Origin of the sequence: Microbacterium nymphoidis, assembly GCF_021044885.1 — a bacterium.
Classification (GTDB): domain Bacteria; phylum Actinomycetota; class Actinomycetes; order Actinomycetales; family Microbacteriaceae; genus Microbacterium; species Microbacterium nymphoidis.
Genome location: NZ_JAJNOD010000007.1, coordinates 70,605 through 94,554 on the forward strand (window position 1 = coordinate 70,605; position 23,950 = coordinate 94,554).

Consider the following 23,950-nt stretch of genomic DNA (forward strand, 5'->3'; position numbering starts at 1 on the left):
GCCGCGAATGCGACCCCTCGATCATACCGAGCCGTCGATGCGCCTCATCGGGGTCGTGGGGGTGCGCAGGGCGGGCTCGAGCTGGTGGAAGAGTGCACGAACGGAGGATTCGATCATTTCCAGCACGTCGTCGAACATCTCATCGCCCGCGTAGTACGGATCGGGCACGTCCTGTCCGGTTGCGGCAGGATCGAACGACAACAGGAGGGCGATCTTCTCCGCCTGGTCTTCGTCAGCGGCCCAGTTCTGCAGGATGCGCTCGTGTGAACGATCGAGCGCGACCACGAGGTCGTTGGCCTGGAAAGCAGCGGCCGTGAACTGCTTCGCCCGATGGGCGCTGCCGTCGTATCCGCGGCGCTCGAGGGCGTCGAGGGTTCGGCGATCGGCGCGCTCACCCACGTGCCAGTCGCCGGTCCCGGCGCTCGTGGAGGAGATCCGCTCGCTCAGGCCGGCACGCTGTGCAAGCGAGCGCATCACCACATCGGCCATGGGGGAGCGGCAGATGTTGCCCGTGCACACGAACACGAGCCGAAACGGTGCGGATGCATCGGCCATGTGCACATTCTGCCGAAGATCCGAGCATTTGCCCCTCCCCAACCGGGAAAGCGACCTCCACTGTTCAGCGTCGGCGGCTTCGGATACCGCCGTTCCCACTCCTGGCCGACGATCGGGTGATGAGCACACCGACCCTCACCGCCGAAGAGACCCGTTCCCGCATCCGAGTCGCCCGCCAGCACGTTCATCAGGCATCCCTGCTCCTGCAGCAGGCCAGCGCAGCGTGGAGCGCGCTGGTGCGCATCACCTCCTGGGAATCGCCCGCTTCCCGTGGCTACCACGGCCGCGCCCAGGACCGGCTGGGGGAGGCAGCATCGCTGATGGGGCTGGTTCAGGTGCACGAGCAGCAACTGGCGTGGGCCGAGTCGCAGATCGTCGAGGGATGCGCGCCGTGAGCGGGCCGAGCATCTCATCCGGCGGTGCCATCACGGTTGATCCGGACGAACTGCGGGCAGCGGCTCAGCGCACCGATGCGGCGGCCGGCATGATGACGGACGCGGCGGACTGCCTGCTGGTCGCCGCAGGCATCATCGAGTCCGCATGCGCCGTCGGCATCGCGGCAGATGGGAACGAGCTCGCGGTGCGGGCTCGTCGTGCCACCGACGACGGCCGGGCGCTCGCGACCGATCTGCGCAACGCCGCGATCATCTACGAGATCACCGAGCTGCGACTGGCGCTGCAGCAGCCCGGCGCCGACGCCGATGCTCTTCACCAGCGCATTCGTCACCTGTTCAGCGGCTTCTCGGCAACGTCCTACCTCGGCACACTGCAGTCGGATGCGCTCATCGCGCAATGGCGCATCCGAGATTCGCGAAGCACCATCGGCCAGGTGTTCCGTGGCGCCGGTCCCTTCGGAGCCACGGCGGTGGCAGCGCTGTGGGCACTGCAGGGCATCGTTCACGCCACTGGACGCGGCCGGATCGCCGCGGGAACGTCGCTCGCGGGTCCGTCGCCCGCTGTCACCGTCACCCAGACCCGGCTGCCCGAGCCGGCGAAAGCGCCCGTCTCCCTCACCGACGCCTTCTCGCGGATCCCGAACTCCGCCGGCGATGCCCGCATCCGCATCGAGAAGTACGAGATGGCTGACGGGGAGAACAGATTCGCCGTCTACGTCACCGGCACCCGGGAGGACACGCCCACGGAAGCGTTCGACGGCGAGTCCAACCTGCAGTTGTACTTCGGTGCGCAGTCGGCGTCATCCGTCGCCGTCGCCGAGGCCATGCGGCAAGCCGGCGTTCAGCCGGGTGACTCGATCATCAACTACGGCTATTCGCAGGGAGCAATGATCACCGAGTACCTGGCGATGGACCCGCGCTACCAGGTGGAGGGCCAGTACACCCTCGGCGGTCCGGTGGAGGGCGAGATGGGCGCGGACACCCTGCACGTGGCCGTCCGTCACGACGACGATCCGGTCGTGCTCCTCGCTGACGGCGGATTTGCCGGCCAGAACGGGAGCGGTGACAGCATGGTGATCCGAGATACGGCGCATCCCGAGGTCACGCCGGAGGACGCGAGCATCCCCGGCCATTCGCTGGAGCGCTATCTGCAGACCACACGCTGGGCGGATGGCTCGGAGGATCCCCGCATGGATGCCGTGCGGCAACAGCTGGCGGAGCTTGCGAGGGCGCAGCGAGTCACGGCCTACGAGTTCGGTGCCGAGCGGGAAGCGCGCCCGTGAGGCTCAGGCGGGTCTCAGCGGCTCTTCTTCTTCTGCGGGCGCAGCAGAATACCGAAGAACCAGTTGATGAGCGAGATCACGATGGCGGCGACCACGCCCCACCAGAACTCGCCCACACCCAGTCCCCAGCCCCAGAAGCTCGTGATCCAGGCCGTGATCCACAGCAGCAGGCCGTTCACCACGAACGAGATGAGCCCGAGCGTGAGGATGTACAGCGGGAAGGCGACGATGCGGATGACCGTCCCGATCACCGAGTTCACGAGGGCGAAGACAGCGCCCACCGCCAGCAGGGTGAGCACCTTCTGCAGGTCTTCGCCCGGGGCGAATGCCGTGATCGTCACCGTGAGGGCCGGGATGAGGCTCACGACCCACAGCGCGAACGCGTTGACGACGACTCGGATGATGAAGCGCATAGGGGAAGTGTGGCATGTCCGCATGAACGGCGGCAGGGTGTCCGTGCGGCCCGGGTCGTAGAGTGATCACGTGACCGATGCCGCAGCCCCCGCTCCTGTGAAGATCCGTCCCGAGATCGCCTCGCTCCCGCCGTACAAGCAGGGCAAGCCGGCCGGTGCAGACGCCTTCAAGCTCTCGAGCAACGAGAACCCGTTCCCCCCGCTGCCTTCCGTCGTCACCGCCCTCCAGTCCGAGACGACGATCAACCGCTATCCGGACGCCACGGCGGCGCGTCTGCGGGCGCGCATCGCCGAGCGGTACGACACCACCCCCGACGGCGTCCACATCGCCTCGGGGTCGGTGGCGATCATCGCTCAGCTTCTCCTCGCCGTCGCCGCACCCGGCGACGAGGTCATCTACGCGTGGCGTTCGTTCGAGGCGTACCCCGGCCTCGCGCTGGTCGCCGGAGCACGCAGCATCCAGGTGCCCCTCACCGAGGACTTCCGCCACGATCTGCCGGCCATGGCCGCCGCCATCACCGACCGCACGCGGGCGATCATCGTGTGCAGCCCGAACAACCCCACGGGGGGCGTGCTCGCACAGGCCGAGGTGGAGGAGTTCCTCGCGGGAGTCCCCGCCGATGTGCTCGTCATCCTCGACGAGGCGTACGCGGAGTTCGTGACATCGCCGGATGCCGTGAACGGTCGCACGACGGGCTTCCTCGCCGCGCACCCCAACGTGGTCATGCTCCGCACGTTCTCCAAGGCGTACGGGCTCGCCGGGCTCCGGGTCGGCTACGCGGTGGGCCACCCGCGGGTGCTCGATGCGGCCCGCTCCACGGCCATCCCGCTGTCGGTCACGGCACAGGCGGAATCCGCAGCGCTCGCCAGCCTCGACGCTGAGGACGAGCTGCTCGAGCGCGTCGGAACGCTGGTCGAGCGACGCGAGCGCCTGGTCGCCGGCGTGCGCGCCACCGGCTGGACGGTTCCCGACACCGAGGCGAACTTCCTCTGGCTGCCCGCGGGTCCGGCAGCGCTCGCCGTGGCGGAGCTGTTCGCCGAAGGCGGGATCATCACCCGGCCGTTCGCGGGCGAGGGTGTTCGGATCTCGGTGGGCGAGGAGGAGGCGGTCGAGCGCATCATCGCACTCGCCGCCCGTGCCCTCCCTCTCCTCGCGGACTGACCCGACCAGCCGTTCCGTACGGCTTGCTCGGTGCTCGGTGCTCGGTGCTCGGTGCTCGGTGCTCGGTGCTCGGTGCTCGGTGCTCGGTGCTCGGTGCTCGGTGCTCGGTGCTCGGTGCTCGGTGCTCGGTGCTCGGTCGCCGGGTCGCTCGGCGCAGGGCAGAAGGGCGCGTCCGTGCACGGCGGACGGGTCGCCCGGGGCCTCCGTGGCCGCGTCCCCGGCCTCGATAGATGGACGTGAAAGCATCTGTTTCGGGTGCCGAATGATGCGCCACGACGCATACGGGCACTCGTAGGCTGACCACGTGACTGACATCCTGGACACCTCCGACCAGGCGGGAATGGTTCCGGCCGATTCGCCCGATGTGGTGCGCATCCTGAACCCGGACGGGACGATCGCGCCCACCGCTGCGGCCGAGCAGTACCTGCCCCTCATCGACGCACTGACCGAGTTCGATCTCGAGCAGTTCTACCGGGACATGGTGATCAGCCGTGTCTTCGACCAGCAGGCCACCAACCTGCAGAGGCAGGGCCAGCTCGCCCTGTGGCCGCCGTCGTTCGGCCAGGAGGCCGCGCAGGTCGGCTCAGCCCACGCGGCGCGCGCGCAGGACCACATCTTCCCGTCCTACCGTGAGCACATCGTCACGGCGATCCGTGGTGTGGATCCGCTCGACATCATCAAGCTGATGCGCGGACTCAGCCACGGCGGCTGGGATCCGAAAGACCCGAAGAACGGCAACACGCACATCTACACGCTGGTGCTCGGCAGCCAGACGCTGCACGCCACCGGCTACGCGATGGGCCTGAACTTCGACGGCCGCGCCGCCGGCGGGGACATCGAGCGCGACGAAGCCGTGCTGGTCTACTACGGCGACGGCGCCTCCAGCCAGGGCGACGTGCACGAAGCCATGGTCTTCGCGGCCAGCTACCGCACGCCCGAGGTGTTCTTCATGCAGAACAACCAGTGGGCCATCTCCGTCCCGGTCTCGCGGCAGTCGCGAACGCCGCTCTACCGCCGCGCCGCGGGGTACATGCCCTCCGTGCAGGTCGATGGCAACGATGTGCTCGCGAGCTTCGCGGTCACCCGTCGCGCCCTCGACGAGGCGCGTGCCGGCGACGGACCGCGCGCGATCGAGGCCGTCACCTATCGTCGCGGTGCGCACACCACGAGCGACGATCCGACCAAGTACCGCACCCGCGATGAAGAGGCCGCCTGGGCGCAGCGCGATCCGATCGCCCGCATGCGCGCATACCTTCAGAGCCGTGGCGCCGAGCAGGCGTTCTTCGATGACGTGGACGAGGAGGCCGCCGCGACGGCGGAAGACGCGCGCCAGCGCACCACGCAGCTGCCCTCGCCCACCGCGGAGAGCATGTTCACGCATGTCTACACCGACGCGCACCCGCTGATGGCCGAGCAGCGCGCGTGGCTCGCCGACTACGAGGCATCCTTCGAGGAGGGTCGAGCATGACCGTGGAGACGATGACGTTCGGCAAGGCCCTCAACGCGGGATTGCGTCGCGCAATGGCTGACGACTCGCGTGTGCTGCTCATGGGAGAGGACATCGGTCCGCTCGGCGGCGTCTTCCGCATCACCGAAGGCCTCCAGGCGGAGTTCGGGGAGAGCCGCGTGCTCGACACCCCGCTGGCAGAGTCCGGCATCGTGGGAACCGCGATCGGTCTCGCGATGGCCGGCTTCCGCCCCGTGGTGGAGATCCAGTTTGACGGGTTCGTCTTCCCGGCCTTCGATCAGATCACCACGCAGCTGGCGAAGCTCACCAACCGGCACGACGGCACGCAGTCGTTCCCGGTCGTGATCCGCATCCCGTACGGCGGGCACATCGGTGCGGTCGAGCATCACCAGGAGAGCCCGGAGGCGTACTTCGCCCACACGCCTGGTCTCCGTGTGATCTCCCCGTCCACGCCGAACGACGCCTACTGGATGATCCAGCAGGCCATCGCGGGCAATGATCCCGTCATCTTCCTCGAGCCCAAGAGCCGCTACTGGCCGAAGGGTGAGGTGGACCTGGATGAGCCCGCCGCCGCGACCCCGTACCAGGCGCGCGTTGCCCGCTCGGGTACCGATGTCACTCTCGTGGGCCACGGCGCCATGGTCACCGTGCTGTTGCAGGCGGCGGCCCAGGCCGAGTCGGAAGGGGTCAGCTGCGAGGTGATCGATCTGCGTTCGCTCTCTCCCATCGACTACCAGCCGGTGCTGGATTCGGTGCGGAAGACCGGTCGCATGGTCTACGGTCAGGAAGCGCCGGGCAACGTCAGCGTCGGAAGCGAGGTGGCCGCCACCGTGATGGAACGAGCCTTCTTCTCCCTCGAAGCGCCCGTGCTGCGGGTGAGCGGATTCGACACCCCGTTCCCGCCCGCCAAGCTGGAGGGCCTCTACCTCCCCGATGCGGATCGCATCCTCGAAGCCGTCGATCGCTCACTCGCGTACTGATACCGGAGCCGGACATGCAGACCTTCAACCTTCCCGACGTCGGCGAGGGCCTCACCGAGGCCGAGATCGTGCAGTGGCGCGTCGCCCCCGGTGACACCGTCGCCGTCAACGACGTGCTGTGCGAGATCGAGACAGCCAAGTCCCTCGTCGAGCTGCCCTCGCCGTTCGCGGGCACGGTGGGTGAGCTGCTGGTGGGGGAGGGCACCACGATCGACGTGGGTACGCCCATCATCACCGTCGACGACGGGTCCACGCCCGCAGCTCCCGCCGCCCCGGCGGCGCCCGCCACGGAGGAGGCCGGCGGATCGGTGCTGGTGGGCTACGGCACCGGTGGCGAGGTGCGCTCGCGGCGGCGCAAGCCGGCGCAGGCACCGGTGACCCAGTCGGTCGGTGTCATCGCCAAGCCCCCGATCCGCAAGCTCGCCCGCGATCTCGGCGTGAACCTCGCCGAAGTGCGCGGCAGCGGAGAGGCCGGGGAGGTGACCCGCGCCGATGTCGTCGGCCACGCCGAGCAGGCGAGTGTGTTCCGCAACATCCAGACGCCCGAGTGGGGCGCGCAGCGCGAAGAGACCATCCCCGTCGCAGCTCCCGCGTCTCCCGCCCCGGCACCGCTCGTGGCGGGCGAGCGTGAGGAGGCCATCCCCGTGCGCGGTGTCCGCAAGGTCACCTCCGCCGCCATGGTGCGCTCCGCCTACTCCGCCCCGCACGTCACGGTGTGGAAGGACGTCGACGCGAGTCGCACCATGGAACTGGTCAAGCGCCTCAAGGCATCGCCCGATTTCGCCGACATCAAGGTGTCGCCACTTCTGATCATGGCGCGCGCCGTCATCTGGGCCGCCCGCCGCACCCCGATGGTCAACGCGGCGTGGGTCGACGGAGAGGACGGGGCATCCATCCTGGTCCGCAACTACGTCAACCTCGGAATCGCCGCCGCCACCCCGCGTGGTCTCATCGTTCCCAACATCAAGGATGCGCAGAGCCTGTCGATGCGCGAGCTCGCCAAGGCCCTGGAGAAGCTCACACTCACGGCGCGTGAGGGAAAGACCGCACCCGCGGACCAGCAGAACGGCACGATCACCATCACGAACATCGGCGTGTTCGGCATGGACGCGGGTACTCCCATCATCAACCCCGGCGAGGCGGGGATCGTGGCTCTCGGCTCGATCACGCAGAAGCCCTGGGTCGTCGACGGCGAAGTGCGACCGCGGTGGGTGACCACGGTGTCGGGCAGCTTCGATCACCGCGTCATCGACGGCGACGGCATGAGCCGCTTCATCGCCGACGTCGCATCGATCCTGGAGGAGCCCGCCCTGCTGCTGGACTGAGCGGCAGATCAGGCGAAGGGGACGGGCACCGCTCGTCCCCTTCGCCTGTGTGGCCCACCAGCGCTATCGCACCGTGATGAGTACCGCCAGGGCCTGGTCCGCGGCGCGCGCCACGGCTAGCGTCGAAGGCGAACCGATCGGAGGCGCGCATGGCGGCATGGGACGAGGCGGCGCTGACCGCCCTGGACGACGGCGACGAGCTGGACATCGAGATCGCACGCGGCGACGGCACCCGGCATGAACCGGTGATCATCTGGGGCGTGCGGGTGGGAACGGACTTCTACGTCCGCTCCGCGCGCGGCCCCGAGGGGCTCTGGTACCGCCGCGCCCTGCGCTCGCTCGCCGGAAAGCTCAGCGCGCGCGGCGTGCTGCAGGACGTGAACTTCGAGCAGGTGTCGGCGTCCGATCCGGTGAACGCCGACATCGACGCCGCCTACCACCGCAAGTACGACCGCTACGGTGCCGCGATCGTGGGTTCGGTCGTCGGCCCGGGAGCTGCTCGCGTCACCCTTCGCGCGGTCCCGCGCTGAGGCTCAGCCGGTCACTGATCGAGCGCTGAGGCGCGCACCGAGTGCGATCGCCTGCTTCTCCAGCACGTGCCAGGAGAGATAACCCGCACCGGTGGAGAGCACGAGGACGACGAGGATGTTCAGGGCGATCGGCAGGGGCGGGCCTGTCGCGATGAGAGTCTGCTGAATCGGGAACGCCCACAGGTACATGCCGTACGACGGGTCGCCCCAGCGCTGGACGCGGCGCGCGATCGCGCTGATCCGAGATCCGACGGAGACCACCACGACAGGGACGACGATGCAGGCCGCGATGATGCCCGCCTCGCCACGGAGGGGTACCAGGGCAGCGAGCCCGAGCACCAGCGCCCACCAGGGCACATGCGAGAGTCGGGGGACCCCGGTCAGCAGCGACCCGGCGAGGAAGAACACCACCGCCACGACGGTGATTCGGAGAGGCCGATCCAGAGGCGCCGCCACGGCGACAACCAGCAGCACGCCGGCGAGGACGCCGCGTGTGATGATGCTCACGCGCGCGCCGAGGACACCCAGCGCCACGATCATCAGGTAGCAGCAGAACTCCGGTCCGAGGCTCCAGAGAGAACCGTTCACCGCGGATTGGTCGTTGTCGGAGAAGAGGCCCGGCAAGTCGTACTGTGCGATCAGGACCAGGTTCCACAGATAGCGCCACGTCTCCGGTGAGCTCAGGTACTCGGAGACAGTGAGGGTGGTCAGCGCCGGACCGAGCACCGCGATCGTGAGCAGGACCACCAGCGCGAGCGCGGGAAAGATGCGCAGACACCGGCGGAGAAGGAACGCGCCGGGGCGCGGGGAGCGCGTCCAGCTCGTGCTGAGCAGGAAGCCGCTGATGGCGAAGAAGACGTAGACGCCGAGGTGGTGGATCGTGATGCCGGCGAGGGTGGGCACGCCACGCAACCCCAGCAGCGACCAGGAATGCCCGATGATCACCATCGCTGCGGCCACCAGCCGGAGCAGATCGAACAGGTTCGCCGGACGTGCGGCTCTCGCCGCCGGAACCGCCGTGTCCGTCATTCGACCCACCCTAGGGGAGCGGATCCTCGCCGGTTCAGAGGCGTGCCAGGGTCTCGATGTCTGCGGTGAACTCGGCGATCGCCTCGGGCGAGACGGTCGCGCGAGTGCCTGCCAGGGCGCGGGTGTAGTCGGTGGTTCCCAGCACGGCGTCCGCTCCGTCATCGCGTAACGAGCGCGCCAGGGCGTCCTGCGATGCGCGACGGGCCGCGTACTCGATGTCCGCGGGCGTGAGGCCATCGCTCTCTTCGACGAGCAGGTCCACGTCGACGCGGGCGACGGCCTCCGCCGGGATGTAGCGGCCCCAGATGGCGCGCCGCGCATCGGCGTCGGGCAGGCCGATCGGCAGCACGTAGTCGAAGCGTCCGTGTCGCAGGAAAGCGGCGTCGAGGGCGCGAACGAAGTTCGTCGCGCAGATCAGCAGCTTGCCCTCGTGCTCGCGGAACTCGGCCACCTGTTTCAGCAGCTCGTTCGTGACGCCCTGCGTCGGTGAAGGCGGAGTGCCGCCTCGGTGCGCGGCGATCTCCTCCACCTCGTCGATGAACACGACCGCGTGCTCCAGGTCGGCGATGGCCTCGAAGCTGGAACGCAGCGCGCCCGCGAGTCCTCCGCCGTCTGCCAGACGGGAGGGGAACAGCTCGACGAACGGCCAGTCCAGGCGGGAGGCCACGGCGCGCGCGAACGTGGTCTTCCCGGTGCCCGGCGGGCCGAAGAGCATCACCGCACGCGGCGGCACCACGCCGAATCGTTCGGCGAGATCGGGTCGGGACAGCGGCGTGACCAGGCGCTCTTCGAGAAGCGTCTTCTCGTGCGTCATCCCGGCGACCTTCCGCCAGAGGTTGCGTGGCAGGATCCGCCCGCCGACCTCCTTGAGCGTGTCTAGCTCTCGTCGCTGCACGGGCATCGCGCGCTCCAGGTAGCGCACCGATCGATGCACGGAGAACGCGTTGTCGGTGAAGGGCGCGAGGCCATGGGACTCCGGCACGAGCGCCGACAGCTTCGCCAGCCCCAGTGCGGCCATCCGCCTCTCCAGCGCGTCGAGCAGGCCCGCCGCCAGTACTCCGTCCGGGTCGGGCGCGGCCAGGCCGAAGAACACGATCCACCCCTGGGCGTGTGCTGCGCGCCCCACCGCGGCACCGACGAGCTCGTGATCGCGCATCGCCACGACGGCGTGGTCGGCCTGGCACGAGGCGATCACCTCGGCGAGCGAGTAGATCGGAGCCTGCGCGTCCTCGGTCACTGCACCCCACAGGCGGACGAGCTGATCGAGGTCGTCTCCGTGGAAGTCGCGGATGTGGGTGCGGGACATGGCATCCTCCTTCATGCAGCGCTGCACGTGCGATTCGCATCGCGTTGAGCAACGCTAACCGCCGCCGGGGATGTCGCGTGACCAACCGCCCGAGAAGAACCGGCGTTTTTCTGCCGGGCGGGCCTACGCTGAAGACATGGCACCCGAGGCAGCACTGCTGGGGCACTGGACCGGCCGCGAAGAGCTCTTCCCCACCGCCTGGACCACGGGCGGGTACGCGGACGGGGCGCTGACCATCGAGCCGGGCCCGGGCGGTCTCATCCTGGATTATTCCGAGACCCAGGACCGGGGCACGCTCACCGCTCACGCGGTACTCGTCGGCTCCGGATTCTGGTGGTTCGACTCCTACGGTTTCGTGCCTCACGCGCCCGGGACCGCCGGCTGGGAGGGCCACACGCTCGTGCTGGATCGTCGCTCCCCGAGAGGCCGCACGGTGATGCGTCTGCGTCCCGAGGGCACCATGCTCGTGGTGGAGCTGGACACGGCCGCGCCGGCCGATGCCGCGTTGGCCCCCGTGATGCGCGCGCGATACTCCCGCGTAGCCGGCTGACGAGCCCGCGTCCCGAGAGACCGGCAGGCGGAGCGGATTCCTTCGCTGACCTGCGGCGGAGCAAGGTCCGGTTAGCATGGGAGCAGCGTTCCGACAACGCGGAAGCAATGCTCATTACAGCGTCGCGGTCCGCGGGCTGCGACGTGAGGACCTTTGGGGGGAACTCGTGTCGAAAACGAAAATCACACATTGGGGGAAAAAGGGGGTAGCGGCGATCATCGCCGCGGGACTGGCGGTTCTGGGCATCAGTGCCACAGCAGCCGCTGCTCCGCCGTACGCGACCACCGGCGTCGTGGAGGACGTGCAGTTCTCGCAAACCACGGTGGAATCAGGCGCGCGCGCCGCGCTGGAGGCGTCATGGTCTCTGCCGGACAACCCGCAGACGCCGGCGGGCTTCAGCATCGCGCTTCCGGAGGGGCTGCGTGGACTCACCGACTCCTTCCCGCTGCTCGCCCCGGACGGGAGCGCCATGGGGCAGTGCACGGTCACGGAGACTCAGCTCTTCTGTGACATCGACCCGGCATACATCGCCAGTCACCCGCTCAACCTGCACGGAACATTCGAGTTCTGGGTGGAGGTCACGACGACCGTCACGGAGGAGACCGTCGTCGAGTTCGACTTCGGCGAAGTGACCGCCGACGTGCGCGTTACGCCACCTCCCGGTCCCTGCACGGTGAACTGCGAGTTCTCCGGTCGGGACAGTGGCAAGTGGGGCTACTACGACCGCGAGAGCAACCTCATCTACTGGACGGTCGCCGTCAGTGCGCCCCGCGAGGGAATGGCCGGCGGGGAGCAGGTGATCGTCACCGACATCCCGGGAGCGGGGCAGGAGATCCTGCTGACCGGTGGCGAGACGGGTGACGTCTACCAGACCAACGAGCTGGTGATGATGGACAACGGCGTGGAGTGGCCGGGCAACTGGTCCCTGAAGCCCGCGTCGGAGGTGACCGTCTCCGCCGATGGCTCCACGGTCTCGTTCGTGGCAGAGAAGGGCTACTTCTACGAGGTGAAGTTCACCACCCGTGTCATCGACGGCGGTGCTCAGGAGACCTACGACAACCGCGCCACCGTGGCCATCGGCTCCGAGCGCACCGAGACCGTGAGCTCCACCGTCACGCGTCAGGGCGGCGGCGGGACGGGTCAGGGCGAGAACGCCGGCCGATTCAGCGTCGTGAAGCAGATTTCGGGCAACGGCGCGGAGCTCGTTGCGTCCACGGCCACCTTCGTCATCGACTACTCGTATCCGGCAGGTGATGGCTTCCCCGCGGGGACAGGGTCGCTGACCGTCGCGGCGGACGGCACGGTCGTCACCAGCCCGGACCTTCCGGTGGGCGCCGTACTGACTCTGAGTGAGCGGACTCCGGCGCCGGTCGACGGGGCGACATGGGGTACTCCCGTGATCTCTCCGTCCTCCGTTGTGGTGGGTGCCGGAACGACCGTTGCGGTCGTCGTGACGAACCCGCTGGTGACTCCGACTCCCACGCCTACGCCTACGCCTACGCCGACTTCGACTCCGGCGCCGACTCCGACTCCGACTCCGACTCCGACGGTGACGACCACGCCTACGCCTACGCCGACTCCGACTCCGACGGTGACGCCGGCGCCGACGACCACGCCGACGACCACGCCCACCGTGACGCCGGCGCCGACGGGTACGCCGACGCACCCCGCACCGTCGTCCACACCGACGACGGCCCCCGGCGGACGGCTCCCCGCCACCGGCGCTGACGCGCCGTTGGGTGCGCTCGTGCTGGGAGGAGTGATCATCGCGCTCGGCGTGACCGTGATGAGACGACGCAGCCGACGGAGCTGATTCCTCGGACGCTCGAGGAATCAGCGATGAGCTGAGTGTGGCCCCGCCCTCTGGACGGGGCCACACTCAGCTGCCGCCGTTCCGCTCCGCTTCGGCCCACGCGCTCGGACCCGCCGGAATCCGAAACCGCCCACAGCCCGTGGCCCTCCTCGCCGGGGCGCTGATAGCGTGCTCGCAGGGCGCTGGCGTGCCCGGCGTAAGGGGGTCATTCATGGCAGAACAGGTTGCCGGACAGCTGCGGGACTATCGCGTCCACCGCTACGTCAATGCGTTCTGTCCGCTGTGCCACGAGGAAGATCCGGACCGCGACCTCGCCGAGGTGAAACGCCTCACCGGCTGGCTCGCCGCATACGAGGACGACTCCGTCTGGCTGGAGCGCGGCTGCGAGGTGCACGGCCTGGTGCGCACGCTCTACGACGAGTCGGCCGAGATGCTCACCTACCTCGAGCAGTGGACTGCTCCCACCAAATGGCACGCCCCTGACACGACGGCCAACTTCAAGCCCGTGCCCAGCGCGTACCTCGACGGAATGCCCGCGATGCAGTCGCAGCACACGTGCATCCTGCTGGAGGACCTCACCGACCACTGCAACCTGCGCTGTCCCACGTGTTTCGCCGAATCCGGACCCGCCGCCACGGCGACGGCGCCGCTGGAGGAGGTGCTCGCATCGGTGGACGACCGCCTCGCCAAGGAGAACGGGCGCATCGACGTGCTCATGCTCTCCGGCGGCGAGCCCACCCTCTACCCGTGGCTGGAACAGCTGATCGAGCAGCTCGTCTCCCGCCCCATCGTCCGCGTGCTGCTGAACTCCAACGGCCTGCGGATCGCGAACGACGATGAGTTCGTCGCCTTCCTCAAGAAGCACCGCGAACGGGTGGAGGTGTACCTGCAGTACGACGGAGAGAAGCCGGAGTCCTCCAAGTTCCATCGGGGCGCCGACATCCGCCGCTTCAAACAGCGCGCCGTTGAGCGTCTGAGCAATGCCGGTGTCTTCATGACGCTGACGATGACGGCCGCAAAGGGCGTGAACGACGACGAGATCGGAGCGGTGATCGCCACCGCGATGAAGACGCCCTACGTGGGCGGGGTGACGATCCAGCCCGTCTTCGGCTCGGGCCGCAACTCCGGGATCGATCCGAACGACCGGCTCACGCACGGTGGCGTGCTGCGCCGGCTGGGTCCGCAGACCGACGGACGGATCACCTGGCGCGACCTCACCGCGCTCCCCTGCTCGCATCCGCACTGCTGCTCGGTCGGCTACTTCCTGCGTGACGATTCGCAGCAGTGGAAGTCGCTCACCGGCATCATGGGCCATGACCGGCTGAAGACTTTCCTGGACCTGAACCCCGACATGCTCGCCAACCGCATCGCGGACAGCGAGATCAACGTGAAGATGAAGGACGCGGTCAAGAACTCGCTGCTGGACCTCTTCAGCGAGCAGTCCAGCCTCACGCACCCGTCGATGGCGAACATCTGGCGGGACATCTGCATGAACTGCGACATCGGCATCGGTACGTTGACACAGCTGACCACGTCGGTGCTCCCCGGTCAGCACAAGCGGCTGCGCAAGATGCTCGCCGAGCGTGTGCTGCGCATCACGGTGAAGCCGTTCATGGACATCAACACGATGATCGAGGAGCGGCTCACCCAGTGCTGCGTGCACGTGGCCACGGTCAACGATGAGACACGCGCGCACCAGTGCGCCCCGTTCTGTGCGCTGCAGGCCTGGGCGCCGCTCGGACGGCAGCGCATCTCGACGGCGAGCGCGCGAAACGCGGCGCCGGTGGGGCTCGGACCGGTGATTCCCGTGGGCGCACCGGTGACGGGGTGACATGAGCGCCTCGCCTCCGCTTCGTCAGTATGACGAGAAGGTCGGACTCCCGTTCGATCCCCTTCGGCTCTGTGTGTTCACCACCATCGCGCTGCTGACGTGCGTGTTCGGACCGATCTCCCTCCTCGTGTTCGCTGTCGTCGCGATCCGTGGCTACGACCGGGCCCGGCGGGCGGGGCTCACCCGCTCGCGCTGCAAGCTGGGGGACACCCGCGTGGTGCTCGCCTATTTGATCGCCGTCGCCGTGCTCGCCGTCGTGGCCACCCCGTTCTGGATCTGGGGCTGGATCACCGTGATCCGATCGATGCTCGGCGGCTGAGATGTTCCCCACTCTCGACCAGCTCCTCGGATTCGGGCCCGCGATCGATACGCATGTCGTGTTCGAGGGGATCGGCATGCTCGTGGGCGGGGGCGTCTTCCTGCTGCAGCTGCGCCGGCACAACGTTCGCGATCCGCGGATCTGGGCCCTCGTCGCCGGGGCGATGATGGGAGCGGCCGTCCTCTCGCGATTGGGCACCTGGGCCCAGCACCTGGACCCGTCGCAGAATCTGAGCCTCGTCGAGCAGCTGATGCGCGGAAACGCGTCGATTCTCTCGTCGCTGGTGGGCGCCTGGCTCGGCGTGCACATCGCCAAGCGCCTCGTGCGCTATCCGGACCGCACCGGGGATCTCTTCGCTCCGGCGGTGGCACTCGCCCTCGTGATCGGACGCTTCGGGTGCTTCTTCACCGAACGTCCCGGCACTCCCACCGGCGGGGACTGGGGCATCGTGCTGGACGCCGAGACCGCGGCGAGGCTGGGATCGCCGGCCGGGGTGGGGCTGCACCCGAGCTTCCTGTACGAGATTGCCTTCCATCTCGTCGCCTTCGCGGTGCTGTGGTTCTGGCTCCGCCGCGGCGTGCTGGCACCCGGCGAGATGCTCACGGTGTACATCGGCTCCTACGCCGTCTTCCGGTTCTTCGTGGAGTTCGTACGGGGAAACGACGTGGCGTTCGCCGGGCTCACCCGTCCCCAGCTGTTCCTGCTGTTCACCATTCCCCTGTTCGTGGCGCGCGTCGTGTGGCTCGCCCGCCGCGGACGTCTGTTCCGATCCGTGGAGGTGCGTGATGTCGTCACCGTCTGATCCGTCCGACCCGTCCCGCGAGCCCGATCCGTCCGGGCAGCCTGGACCGCCCGACCCCTCCCCGGCGGAGGTGAGGCCGCCGGATCCGAGCGCGCCGTCCGGACCCGCGCCGTCCTGGCCCGGGGGACAGCCGGCCGCCCCGTATCCGGGTCAGGCCCCGCCCCCTCAGGTCCCGCCGCAGCAGGGCCCACCCCCTCAGGTCGCGCCGCAGCAGCAGGTCCCGCCGCAGCAGGGCTATCCGCCACAGGGCTTCCCGCCGCCGGGGTCGTACGCGCCGCCCGCCGCGGGACCGAATCCGTACATCCAGAACACTCCGTTCACGCCGCCGTACGGTCCGCAGAAGTCCTCGATCACGTCGGGAGGTGTGTTCATCGGCGTTGGCATCTCGGTGCTGGTGATCCTCATCGCGTTCCTGATCCACGACATCCCCGGCGGAACCGGTCCGTTGCGCCTGCTCGTCACCGGTCTGCTGCCCATCGTCGGATGCCTGCTGACGATCAGTCGCAGGACGCGATCAATCGGCTTGGGAATGGTGATCATCGGCGGGGCGTTCTGGGTGACGCTGATCGGACCCTGTTTCGCGCTGTTCATGCCCTAGCCGCGGGGGAGATGGAAACACACCCGCCAGCGGCGCCGCAGGTGCGTTTCCATCTCCCATCGGGCTCGCGAGTTGAGAACGATTCTCATTAGCGATAGTGTGAGGACATGACCTCCCGTCGCGTCCTCCTCATCGCCCCGCTCGCCCTCTCGATCGTCGCCCTCGCGGGCTGCTCGAGTGCCGCCGGATCGGCGGTGTCGACCGACGACGCGACGAACGATCCGCGTCCCCACGTGCTGGCCACCACGAACGTCTACGCCGACATCGTCACCGCGATCGGCGCAGACGACGTGGTGGTCGACGCGATCATCACCAATGCCGCGCAGGATCCTCACGAGTACGAGGTCGCGGTGGGCGACAAGCTGCTGGCCAGCCACGCCGACCTGTTCGTCATGAACGGCGGTGGCTACGACTCCTACATGCCGAGCCTGATCCCCGAGGGTGCGCCGGTGATCGTCGCGGCGGAGTCCGCGTCCGACGCTCCCGATGTGCTCGAGAACGAGCACGACCACTCGGACCACGCCGCCGAGGAGGATCACGACCACGCCACGGAGTCGGCGGACGACCACGACCACGATCACGCCACCGAGTCCGCGGACGACCACGACCACGCCACGGAAGGCGCGGACGGCGAGGAGACCGCGTTCAACGAGCACGTCTGGTACGACCCGGACATCATGCGTACGGTCGCCGACCAGATCGCCGCGGAGCTCGGCAAGCTCGACCCCGCGCACGCCTCCGACTTCGAGAAGCGGGCCGCGGAGTTCGGTGCCGGCATCGACGAGCTCGACACGCAGCTCGCCGAGGCCCAGGCCCAATACGCGGGCAAGAGCATCTTCGTCACGGAGCCGGTGCCGCTGCGTCTCACCGATCGGATGGGGCTCGTCAACGAGACACCCAGCGCATTCTCCGAGGCCGTCGAGGAAGGGCAGGACGTCCCGCCCGCCACGCTGCTCGCCTCACTGAAGATCATCCAGTCCGGTACTCTCGGCGCTGTTATCGTGAACGCGCAGACCGGCGGATCCGAGACCACCCAGGTGTCGCAGGAAGCCGAGAAGGAGGGCGTCCCCGTGGTGGAGTTCGCCGAGCTGCTGCCGGAAGGGCAGAGCTACCTCACCTGGATGAAGGCCAACATCACCGCCCTCACCACCGACCTGGCCCGCGGCGCGTGAGCGCTGCGTCACCATCGGCGAGCGCACCGCTGCGGATCACCGGCGGCGCGATGCACCGCGCCGGCCGCGAGCTGTGGTCGGGTCTGGATCTCACGGTCGAGCGAGGAGAACTCGTCGCCGTCCTCGGCCCGAGCGGGGCGGGCAAGACCAGCCTGCTGCGAGCCGTGCTCGGCCTCGACGCGCTGAGCCGCGGCACCGTGGAGGTGCTGGGCGAGCGCGTCGTCCGTCACGGCAACCGCAAGGTCGGCTACATCCCGCAGCAGCGACCGCTGCCGGCGGACACGTCGCTGCGGGGCCGCGACCTGGTGGCGCTCGGCGTCAACGGTCATCGCTTCGGCATTCCGCTCCCACGACGCGCCGACCGCCAGCGCGTCGACCGGCTGATCGAGGCCGTGGGGGCGGCGACGTTCGCCGATCGCCCGGTGGGCCTGCTCTCCGGCGGTGAGCAGCAGCGACTGCGGGCGGGTCAGGCGCTCGCGGACGATCCCGGGCTGCTGCTGTGCGACGAACCGCTCACCAGCCTCGATCTGGCCAATCAGCAGGCCGTCGTGTCGCTGATCGACAGTTATCGGCGCGAGCATGAGGCCGGAGTGCTGCTCGTCACCCATGACATCAACCCGGTGCTGGAGCACGTTGATCGCATCCTGTATCTGACGCACGGCGGATTCGTGCTGGGAACGCCGTCGGAGGTGCTCACCTCGCGCACACTGTCGGAGCTCTATGGGGCGCCGGTCACGGTTCTGAACTCGGACGGCCGCCTGGTGGTCATCGGGGCACCGGATGCGGCCGAGGCCGCGCATCATCATCACGAGGACCACGAATGAACTGGGACGACATCAGCGAAGCCCTCTGGGGCGGACTGCCCTTCTACGGTGAGATCCTCGGGCTCGTGGGGAACTCCCTCTGGGCCGGTGCCATCCTCGGCCTCGTGGGTGGCCTCATCGGCATCTTCGTGATGCAGCGCGACATGGCCTTCGCCGTTCACGGCATCAGCGAGCTCTCCTTCGCCGGCGCCGCAGCGGCCCTCCTCATCGGCGCGGATGTGGTCACCGGATCGATCATCGGCTCGGTGGTGGCAGCGGCCATCATCGGTCTGCTGGGGTCGAAGGCGCGCGATCGCAATTCGATCATCGGTGTGCTCATGCCGTTCGGTCTGGGCCTCGGCATCCTGTTCCTCTCGCTGTACAACGGGCGAAGCGCCACCCGGTTCAGCCTCCTCACCGGTCAGATCGTGTCGGTGGATCAGGGGCAGGTGGTGTGGCTGTCGGCCATCGGGCTCGTCGTCCTGGCCGGCCTGGTCCTGATCTGGCGTCCGCTGCGTTTCGACTCCCTGGATCCGCAGTCCGCTGCGGCGCGCGGCGTCCCCACCACCGCGGTGTCCCTCGTCTTCATGCTGCTGCTCGGACTCATCGTCGCCGTCAGCGTGCACATCATCGGGGCGCTGCTCGTGATGGCTCTCGTGGTCACGCCGGCAGCGGCGGCGATGCGCGTGGCCACGGGCCCCATCCTCGTGCCCGTGCTGGCCGCCGGCTTCGGCGTGGTCTCCGCGGTCGGGGGAATCCTCCTCGCCGTGGCCGGAACGCTGCCGGTGAGCCCCTACATCACCACGGTCTCCTTCCTCATCTACCTGGTGTGCCGGATCATCGGCCGCCCCGCTGAGCGACGGGCGCGAATCAGGGCGAACTCCCGAGAGATTGTCGGGGCGGCCGCTTAGGCTCGTCTTCATGACCTCTGCCCCCGTCGGCACCGCGCGTTCCACGGATCGCGCGGTGCGCGATCGTGCGCCGCAGAGCCGCGGGGGAGCCGGATACGCCCTGATCATCGGGCTCGGTGCGGTGGCGGCCCTCATCATCGTCAACCTGCTCGTGCCGCAGTTCTTCGCCTTTCCGGTGGAACGACGCCTGCAGGACGGACTCACGCTGTCGCTCAGCGTGCTCATCGAGTCGATGCCGTTCGTGCTGCTGGGCGTGCTGTTCTCGATCGTCGTGCAGGTGTGGCTGCCTCCCGGGGCGCTGGAGCGCGTCCTGCCACGGCGGGCGTGGGCCCGGCGGCTCGCTCTGTCGCTGCTCGGCATGGTCATCCCGGTGTGCGAGTGCGGCAACGTGCCGTTCGCCCGCGGCCTGCTGCGGCGGGGCTTCGCGCCCGCCGAGACGCTGACGTTCCTGGTGGCTGCGCCCATCGTGAACCCGATCGTCATCATCACCACCCACGCGGCATTCGGATGGGACGGCGGCATCCTGGTGATGCGCGTGATCGGCGGGTTCGTCATCGCCAACCTCATCGGCTGGCTCTACTCGCGACAGGACGACCCGGACAAGCTGCTCACCGAGCGTTTCCGCCTCGACCAGCGTGCCGAGGAAGCCGTCACCGGGAGCCGGGGCCGCCGCTCCCTCGCGCAGCTGGTGATCGAGCTGCGGGCGGTGATGCCAGCCCTGGTCATCGGCTCCGCCATCGCCGGGGCGGTGCAGGTGCTCATCCCGCGCGACGTGCTGGTGGCCATCGGCTCCAACCCGGTGCTGTCGATCGTGACGATGATCGTGCTGGCCCTCACGGTGGCGCTGTGCTCCAACGTGGATGCGTTCTTCGCACTGTCCATGGCATCGACCTTCTCCACCGGCTCGATCATCGCCTTCCTGCTCGTCGGCCCGATCGTGGACGTCAAGATGCTCGCGCTGATGCGCACCACGTTCACGGTCCGCGCGCTGGCGGGCATCGTGGTGGTCGTCATCCTCAGTGCGTTCACGATCGCCCTGGGGGTGAATCTTGTCGGCTGAGCGCTCCCGCGTGCTGCATGCGATCGACTCCCGGTGGCTGGGGGTCGGACTGGCGTCGCTGGTGTGCGTCATCACCGTGGGGCTCGCGGTCACCGGCCGCCTCGCGATGTACGTGAATCCCGACGGCGCGTGGTTCACCGTGGGCATGGCGGTGCTGGGCCTCCTGGCCGCGGCGGGATCCTTCGCCCTGCCGTTGGGCGCCGAGGCGGAACACGGTCACGACCACGGTGACGGGGCTGATCACCATGCGCATGATCACGATCACTCTCACGGCGAGGCTGAACTGCCGGAGCAGGCCGGGGTTCTGACGCGTGCGCAACTGCGCGCGCGACAGCCGCAGTCCGCTCCGCGCCCCGCGCCGTCACCGACCCTGCGTCGCCGCGTATCCGGGGTCGCCGCAGCGACCGGGGGCGTGCTCGCGACGGCCGTGATGGTTCCGGCTCTGCTGCTTCCGCCGGCGGCCCTGTCGGCGGAACTGGCGATGGAGCGCGACCTCGGCGCACCACCGCTGTTCGGCGGCGCCGACGTGGTGGCGCTGGCCACCACCGCGGACGCTGCGAACTTCGGGGTGGGAGACTGGGCCGCCGCCTTCGCCGCCACCTCCAACCCCGCCTCGCTCGCGGGAACACCGGTCAACCTCGTGGGCTTCGTCGCGCCGGCCGCCGACGGCAGCGACGACATCCGGCTCACGCGACTGGTGGTCACGCACTGCGTGATCGATGCCCAGCCCGCCGCGGTCACGGTCGCCGTCTCGGCTGCCACGGCGAGCATCGATGCGGACCTCGCCACCGGACAGTGGGTGGAGGTCACCGGGACGGTGGAGCAGAGCGGCAACGGCGTGCTTCTCGTCCAGCCCACGGCCGTCACCCCGATCGACCAGCCGGCGGACCCGTATGAGTACTGAACGCAGGTCGCGCGGCCGGTTCCTCGTCGCGTTCGCGGGAGTCGTGGTGCTGCTGTCGGTGCTCGTGGCGGCGGGCTCCGTCGTGGCACTCGGACAGGGGCCGCGACAGACCGGCGTCAGCGCCGATCCCGCCGCCGCGATCGACACGGCGGGAGCCCGCGTCATCTTCACGACCGATCAGGCGGTCGCGCCCGTCGATCCCGCCCAGGTGAGCGTGTCGCCGGCCGCGGACTTCACCGTGGACACCTCGGGTCGCAGCATCGGCGTGCGATTCACGGTGCCCCTGGACCAGAACACCGACTACCGCATCACCGTGTCCGACGTCCGCGGCATCGGTGGCGGGCCCACCGCGACGCTCGACACCACGGTCAGCACTCCGAAGGCGCAGATCTACGTCCTCCAGCGCACCACCGGTGCGGACACCATCACGCGCTCGGATGTCGACGGCGAGAACGCGGAGATCGTCTTCCTGCACCCCGCCATCGAGGACTTCCGTGAGCTGGACGGTCAGCTGGTGGTGTCGGTGATGGAGAACGACCGGGCCGCGCTCCTGGTCGTGGACCCTGCCACCGGCGACACGCGTCGCATCACGCTCCCGGGCATCGGCTACCTCGGCCAGCTCCAGGTCTCGGAGCGTTCGGGGCGCATCGGCTTCACATACTCCGATCGCGAGCTCACCGAGACCACGGGTATCAAGAGCCAGCTGTTCCTGACCTCGCTCACCGACGACACCGTCACCGCGGTGGCGGCAGGCGGCGAGGCTCCGAGCGTGGACGACTGGGCGTTCGTGCCGGACTCGGATGCGGTGCTGATGGTTCCCTTCAGCGGCGACCTCATGCTCGTGGATCCGGCGGGGAGATCGGAGCCCGTCCGCTTCGGCACGGCGATCAAGCTCCAGGGGCTGTCCCGAGGCACGTATCAGGCCATCGTCGACAAGGTGGACGGCTGGGTGGCGCTCGACCTTCGCGCCGGCACCGAGGAGCCGCTCAGCCTGCCCGACCTGTCGGGGACGGTGGATGCGATCCTGCCGTTGACTCCCGCCACCACGCTGTGGCACCACACTGAGCGCGACGCCGCCGGCATGCCGACAGCGGGAGTGATTTCGGTATCGGATGCGTCGGGCCAGCTGCGAGAGCTGTACCGCCGGGTGACCGGAGACCCGATCCTGCAGGCCTGCGCATCACCGAGCGGCTCGCAGGTGGCTGCGCTCGTCGCACCGGATTATGCCCGCAATCCGCTGGACGGCGCGTATCGTCCGCTGCCCAGCACCCTGCGCACCGTCATCATCGACGTGGCCAGCGGTGAGGTGGTCGGCAACCTCGCCGGATTCGATCTGTCCTGGTGCGAGCGTGGTCCGTTCTGAGGCCCGTGCGGACGGCAGGGAAGAGGGCGATCGCACGTCCGGTCGCGCTCCGCGGTGCTCTTTCGCTCTTCCCGGAGAGGTCTGCGGCGGCAGCGACGGATTGCGCCGTGGGGGAACGCCGAGCCCACGGGTGACCGGCGGCGATAGGATCTGAGCATGGCTCAGCGGAACACCTGGCAGCGCGAGAGGGTGCGCGAGGCCCTCGGCGATGCGCGGGGGTTCGTCAGCGCTCAGGCCCTGCATGCCACGCTGCGCGATGAGAACACGGGCATCGGCCTGGCCACGGTGTACCGCACACTGGCGGGCCTGGCCACAGCGGGTGAAGCCGATTCCCTGCAGAGCCCCGAGGGCGAGTCGCTCTACCGAGCCTGCTCCTCCTCCGGCCATCACCATCACCTCATCTGCCGCTCCTGCGGTCTCACCGTCGAGATCGCCGCAACCGACGTGGAGCAGTGGGCGAAGAACGTCGCGGCCTCGCACGGGTTTGAGCAGGCCGAGCACGTCGTCGACATCTTCGGCCTGTGCGCGGAGTGCGCCGCTGCGGCGCGAGCAGCAGGGACATCTGCCGACGGGACCGATGACAGCGGTCGCTGACGGCCTGCACCTCGCCACCCGCGAGGAGCTGTCGGGACTGCCGCTGGAGGTTGCCCCCCGGCTCCTCGGCGGCATTCTGCGCGTGGAGACGGCGGAGGGCGCCGTGGCGATCCGCCTCACCGAGGTGGAGGCGTACCACGGCCAGGGCACCGGCGACATCCCGGACCCGGGATCTCACGCCCGCATGGGCCGGACGGATCGCAACGCGACGATGTGGGGCGAGCCGGGTCACCTCTACGTGTACCTCAGTCACGGAATCCACTCCTGCGTCAACGTGGTGTGCGGCCCGGACGGGCTGGCCGGTGGTGTGCTGCTTCGCGGCGGCGAAGTGGTGGAGGGGGCCGACCTGGCACGACATCGCCGCCAGCAGCGCAAACCCGGTCCGGACGGTGCTGTGCGATGCACGCCCGCCATCGCCGATCGCGATCTCGCGCGGGGGCCTGGTCGCTTCGGCCAGGCCATCGGGCTTCGCCATCCGGCCGACGACGGGGTCGATGCCGTGGGCGGCGGACCCGTGTCCCTGCACCTGCGCAATGCCCTGGCCCCGGGGATCGCCGCCGGACCGCGCGTGGGGGTGGCGGGCATCGCCGGCACCTCGGCGTTCCCGTGGCGGTTCTTCCTGGCCGGCGACCCGACGGTGTCGGTCTTCCGCGCCGGACGAGGAGCCGTGGAGGCGGCGTCCGCGGGCTGAATCGGCGGCCTGTGGACAGCCGTTCACAGGAGCGCGCTACGGGGTGCGGGATCGGCTCGGATCTGCAAGAGTGGACCCGTCCGTGCGATTGCT

Annotated in this window: 25 protein-coding genes; 21 read left to right on the top strand and 4 right to left on the bottom strand. The window is 69.0% G+C overall.

Annotated elements, in window-relative coordinates:
- Positions 1-21: 21 nt before the first annotated feature.
- Positions 22-555 (bottom strand): low molecular weight protein-tyrosine-phosphatase, encoded by a 534-nt coding sequence (locus tag LQ566_RS16190; protein ID WP_231092814.1) that lies wholly within the window; start codon positions 553-555, stop codon positions 22-24.
- A 119-nt stretch (positions 556-674) separates the two neighbouring features.
- On the opposite strand from LQ566_RS16190, the gene LQ566_RS16195 reads away from it, so the two are divergent.
- Both LQ566_RS16195 and LQ566_RS16200 read left to right on the top strand, forming a co-directional pair.
- Positions 675-950 carry a hypothetical protein gene (locus tag LQ566_RS16195; protein WP_231092815.1) on the top strand — a complete coding sequence of 92 codons (276 nt, stop codon included), beginning with the start codon at positions 675-677 and terminating at the stop codon, positions 948-950.
- The gene (locus LQ566_RS16200) at positions 947-2,233 is read left to right on the top strand and encodes a hypothetical protein (protein WP_231092816.1); all 1,287 of its coding nucleotides are present in this window, start codon (positions 947-949) and stop codon (positions 2,231-2,233) included. Before LQ566_RS16195 ends, LQ566_RS16200 begins: the two co-directional genes overlap by 4 nt.
- Before the next feature lie 14 nt (positions 2,234-2,247).
- Here the strand turns inward: LQ566_RS16200 and LQ566_RS16205 are convergent, their stop codons facing one another.
- Positions 2,248-2,646 carry a phage holin family protein gene (locus LQ566_RS16205; protein WP_231092817.1) on the bottom strand — a complete coding sequence of 133 codons (399 nt, stop codon included), beginning with the start codon at positions 2,644-2,646 and terminating at the stop codon, positions 2,248-2,250.
- Between the two features lie 70 nt (positions 2,647-2,716).
- Here LQ566_RS16205 and LQ566_RS16210 point away from each other — a divergent pair, with 70 nt between their 5' ends.
- The 5 genes from LQ566_RS16210 (at position 2,717) to LQ566_RS16230 (ending at position 8,111) form a co-directional block, all read left to right on the top strand.
- Positions 2,717-3,808 (top strand): histidinol-phosphate transaminase, encoded by a 1,092-nt coding sequence (locus LQ566_RS16210; RefSeq protein WP_231092818.1) that lies wholly within the window; start codon positions 2,717-2,719, stop codon positions 3,806-3,808.
- Between the two features lie 340 nt (positions 3,809-4,148).
- Positions 4,149-5,276 carry a thiamine pyrophosphate-dependent dehydrogenase E1 component subunit alpha gene (locus tag LQ566_RS16215; RefSeq protein WP_231092876.1) on the top strand — a complete coding sequence of 376 codons (1,128 nt, stop codon included), beginning with the start codon at positions 4,149-4,151 and terminating at the stop codon, positions 5,274-5,276.
- Positions 5,273-6,256 (top strand): alpha-ketoacid dehydrogenase subunit beta, encoded by a 984-nt coding sequence (locus LQ566_RS16220; RefSeq protein ID WP_231092819.1) that lies wholly within the window; start codon positions 5,273-5,275, stop codon positions 6,254-6,256. The genes LQ566_RS16215 and LQ566_RS16220 overlap by 4 nt, the downstream gene beginning before the upstream one ends.
- Before the next feature lie 14 nt (positions 6,257-6,270).
- The gene (locus LQ566_RS16225; RefSeq protein WP_231092820.1) at positions 6,271-7,581 is read left to right on the top strand and encodes a dihydrolipoamide acetyltransferase family protein; all 1,311 of its coding nucleotides are present in this window, start codon (positions 6,271-6,273) and stop codon (positions 7,579-7,581) included.
- Positions 7,582-7,730: 149 nt separating this feature from the next.
- A complete protein-coding gene (locus LQ566_RS16230; RefSeq protein ID WP_231092821.1) occupies positions 7,731-8,111 on the top strand; it encodes a DUF2255 family protein in 381 nt (126 codons plus the stop codon).
- Between the two features lie 3 nt (positions 8,112-8,114).
- Here the strand turns inward: LQ566_RS16230 and LQ566_RS16235 are convergent, their stop codons facing one another.
- Together LQ566_RS16235 and LQ566_RS16240 are read right to left on the bottom strand one after the other, a co-directional pair.
- A complete protein-coding gene (locus LQ566_RS16235) occupies positions 8,115-9,140 on the bottom strand; it encodes an acyltransferase family protein (RefSeq protein WP_231092822.1) in 1,026 nt (341 codons plus the stop codon).
- 34 nt (positions 9,141-9,174) lie between these two features.
- Positions 9,175-10,446, bottom strand: a complete 1,272-nt coding sequence (locus LQ566_RS16240) for an ATP-binding protein (RefSeq protein WP_231092823.1) — start codon at positions 10,444-10,446, stop codon at positions 9,175-9,177.
- A 136-nt stretch (positions 10,447-10,582) separates the two neighbouring features.
- Between LQ566_RS16240 and LQ566_RS16245 the strand changes: the two genes are divergently transcribed.
- The 14 genes from LQ566_RS16245 to LQ566_RS16310 all read left to right on the top strand — a co-directional run bounded on the left by LQ566_RS16245 (position 10,583) and on the right by LQ566_RS16310 (position 23,857).
- On the top strand, positions 10,583-10,996 hold the full coding sequence (locus LQ566_RS16245) for a hypothetical protein (protein ID WP_231092824.1): 414 nt from the start codon (positions 10,583-10,585) through the stop codon (positions 10,994-10,996).
- 166 nt (positions 10,997-11,162) lie between these two features.
- Complete coding sequence (locus LQ566_RS16250) at positions 11,163-12,809, top strand: DUF5979 domain-containing protein (RefSeq protein WP_231092825.1); 1,647 nt, start codon at positions 11,163-11,165, stop codon at positions 12,807-12,809.
- Between the two features lie 211 nt (positions 12,810-13,020).
- Entirely contained in the window at positions 13,021-14,640 is a 1,620-nt protein-coding gene (locus tag LQ566_RS16255) for a radical SAM protein (RefSeq protein ID WP_231092826.1), read from the top strand.
- 1 nt (position 14,641) lies between these two features.
- On the top strand, positions 14,642-14,959 hold the full coding sequence (locus LQ566_RS16260; RefSeq protein WP_231092827.1) for a hypothetical protein: 318 nt from the start codon (positions 14,642-14,644) through the stop codon (positions 14,957-14,959).
- A 1-nt stretch (position 14,960) separates the two neighbouring features.
- Entirely contained in the window at positions 14,961-15,761 is an 801-nt protein-coding gene (locus LQ566_RS16265) for a prolipoprotein diacylglyceryl transferase (RefSeq protein WP_231092828.1), read from the top strand.
- The gene (locus LQ566_RS16270) at positions 15,745-16,359 is read left to right on the top strand and encodes a hypothetical protein (RefSeq protein WP_231092829.1); all 615 of its coding nucleotides are present in this window, start codon (positions 15,745-15,747) and stop codon (positions 16,357-16,359) included. The genes LQ566_RS16265 and LQ566_RS16270 overlap by 17 nt, the downstream gene beginning before the upstream one ends.
- A 107-nt stretch (positions 16,360-16,466) precedes the next feature.
- Entirely contained in the window at positions 16,467-17,531 is a 1,065-nt protein-coding gene (locus LQ566_RS16275) for a metal ABC transporter solute-binding protein, Zn/Mn family (RefSeq protein ID WP_231092830.1), read from the top strand.
- Between the two features lie 50 nt (positions 17,532-17,581).
- Complete coding sequence (locus LQ566_RS16280) at positions 17,582-18,355, top strand: metal ABC transporter ATP-binding protein (protein ID WP_231092877.1); 774 nt, start codon at positions 17,582-17,584, stop codon at positions 18,353-18,355.
- Complete coding sequence (locus LQ566_RS16285; protein WP_231092831.1) at positions 18,352-19,245, top strand: metal ABC transporter permease; 894 nt, start codon at positions 18,352-18,354, stop codon at positions 19,243-19,245. The genes LQ566_RS16280 and LQ566_RS16285 overlap by 4 nt, the downstream gene beginning before the upstream one ends.
- Before the next feature lie 10 nt (positions 19,246-19,255).
- Positions 19,256-20,305, top strand: coding sequence for a permease (locus tag LQ566_RS16290; RefSeq protein WP_231092832.1), 1,050 nt, complete (start codon positions 19,256-19,258; stop codon positions 20,303-20,305).
- The gene (locus LQ566_RS16295) at positions 20,295-21,209 is read left to right on the top strand and encodes a TIGR03943 family putative permease subunit (RefSeq protein WP_231092833.1); all 915 of its coding nucleotides are present in this window, start codon (positions 20,295-20,297) and stop codon (positions 21,207-21,209) included. The genes LQ566_RS16290 and LQ566_RS16295 overlap by 11 nt, the downstream gene beginning before the upstream one ends.
- Positions 21,199-22,572: a TolB-like translocation protein gene (locus LQ566_RS16300; RefSeq protein WP_231092834.1), complete on the top strand. Its 1,374-nt coding sequence runs from the start codon at positions 21,199-21,201 to the stop codon at positions 22,570-22,572. The genes LQ566_RS16295 and LQ566_RS16300 overlap by 11 nt, the downstream gene beginning before the upstream one ends.
- Before the next feature lie 156 nt (positions 22,573-22,728).
- Positions 22,729-23,166 (top strand): Fur family transcriptional regulator, encoded by a 438-nt coding sequence (locus LQ566_RS16305; RefSeq protein WP_231092835.1) that lies wholly within the window; start codon positions 22,729-22,731, stop codon positions 23,164-23,166.
- Positions 23,150-23,857, top strand: coding sequence for a DNA-3-methyladenine glycosylase (locus LQ566_RS16310; protein WP_231092836.1), 708 nt, complete (start codon positions 23,150-23,152; stop codon positions 23,855-23,857). Before LQ566_RS16305 ends, LQ566_RS16310 begins: the two co-directional genes overlap by 17 nt.
- Positions 23,858-23,950 lie beyond the last annotated feature (93 nt).

What these genes read in the sequence shown, in the direction of transcription:
- LQ566_RS16215 (WP_231092876.1), top strand. Translation starts at nt 4,149, where the DNA reads ATGGTTCCGGCCGATTCGCCCGATGTGGTGCGCATCCTGAACCCGGAC.
- LQ566_RS16205 (WP_231092817.1), bottom strand. Translation starts at nt 2,646, where the DNA reads ATGCGCTTCATCATCCGAGTCGTCGTCAACGCGTTCGCGCTGTGGGTC.
- LQ566_RS16280 (WP_231092877.1), top strand. Translation starts at nt 17,582, where the DNA reads ATGCACCGCGCCGGCCGCGAGCTGTGGTCGGGTCTGGATCTCACGGTC.
- LQ566_RS16305 (WP_231092835.1), top strand. Translation starts at nt 22,729, where the DNA reads ATGGCTCAGCGGAACACCTGGCAGCGCGAGAGGGTGCGCGAGGCCCTC.
- LQ566_RS16285 (WP_231092831.1), top strand. Translation starts at nt 18,352, where the DNA reads ATGAACTGGGACGACATCAGCGAAGCCCTCTGGGGCGGACTGCCCTTC.
- LQ566_RS16230 (WP_231092821.1), top strand. Translation starts at nt 7,731, where the DNA reads ATGGCGGCATGGGACGAGGCGGCGCTGACCGCCCTGGACGACGGCGAC.
- LQ566_RS16240 (WP_231092823.1), bottom strand. Translation starts at nt 10,446, where the DNA reads ATGTCCCGCACCCACATCCGCGACTTCCACGGAGACGACCTCGATCAG.
- LQ566_RS16300 (WP_231092834.1), top strand. Translation starts at nt 21,199, where the DNA reads ATGAGTACTGAACGCAGGTCGCGCGGCCGGTTCCTCGTCGCGTTCGCG.
- LQ566_RS16255 (WP_231092826.1), top strand. Translation starts at nt 13,021, where the DNA reads ATGGCAGAACAGGTTGCCGGACAGCTGCGGGACTATCGCGTCCACCGC.
- LQ566_RS16235 (WP_231092822.1), bottom strand. Translation starts at nt 9,140, where the DNA reads ATGACGGACACGGCGGTTCCGGCGGCGAGAGCCGCACGTCCGGCGAAC.
- LQ566_RS16195 (WP_231092815.1), top strand. Translation starts at nt 675, where the DNA reads ATGAGCACACCGACCCTCACCGCCGAAGAGACCCGTTCCCGCATCCGA.
- LQ566_RS16260 (WP_231092827.1), top strand. Translation starts at nt 14,642, where the DNA reads ATGAGCGCCTCGCCTCCGCTTCGTCAGTATGACGAGAAGGTCGGACTC.
- LQ566_RS16275 (WP_231092830.1), top strand. Translation starts at nt 16,467, where the DNA reads ATGACCTCCCGTCGCGTCCTCCTCATCGCCCCGCTCGCCCTCTCGATC.
- LQ566_RS16220 (WP_231092819.1), top strand. Translation starts at nt 5,273, where the DNA reads ATGACCGTGGAGACGATGACGTTCGGCAAGGCCCTCAACGCGGGATTG.
- LQ566_RS16225 (WP_231092820.1), top strand. Translation starts at nt 6,271, where the DNA reads ATGCAGACCTTCAACCTTCCCGACGTCGGCGAGGGCCTCACCGAGGCC.
- LQ566_RS16290 (WP_231092832.1), top strand. Translation starts at nt 19,256, where the DNA reads ATGACCTCTGCCCCCGTCGGCACCGCGCGTTCCACGGATCGCGCGGTG.
- LQ566_RS16310 (WP_231092836.1), top strand. Translation starts at nt 23,150, where the DNA reads ATGACAGCGGTCGCTGACGGCCTGCACCTCGCCACCCGCGAGGAGCTG.
- LQ566_RS16190 (WP_231092814.1), bottom strand. Translation starts at nt 555, where the DNA reads ATGGCCGATGCATCCGCACCGTTTCGGCTCGTGTTCGTGTGCACGGGC.
- LQ566_RS16245 (WP_231092824.1), top strand. Translation starts at nt 10,583, where the DNA reads ATGGCACCCGAGGCAGCACTGCTGGGGCACTGGACCGGCCGCGAAGAG.
- LQ566_RS16270 (WP_231092829.1), top strand. Translation starts at nt 15,745, where the DNA reads ATGTCGTCACCGTCTGATCCGTCCGACCCGTCCCGCGAGCCCGATCCG.
- LQ566_RS16265 (WP_231092828.1), top strand. Translation starts at nt 14,961, where the DNA reads ATGTTCCCCACTCTCGACCAGCTCCTCGGATTCGGGCCCGCGATCGAT.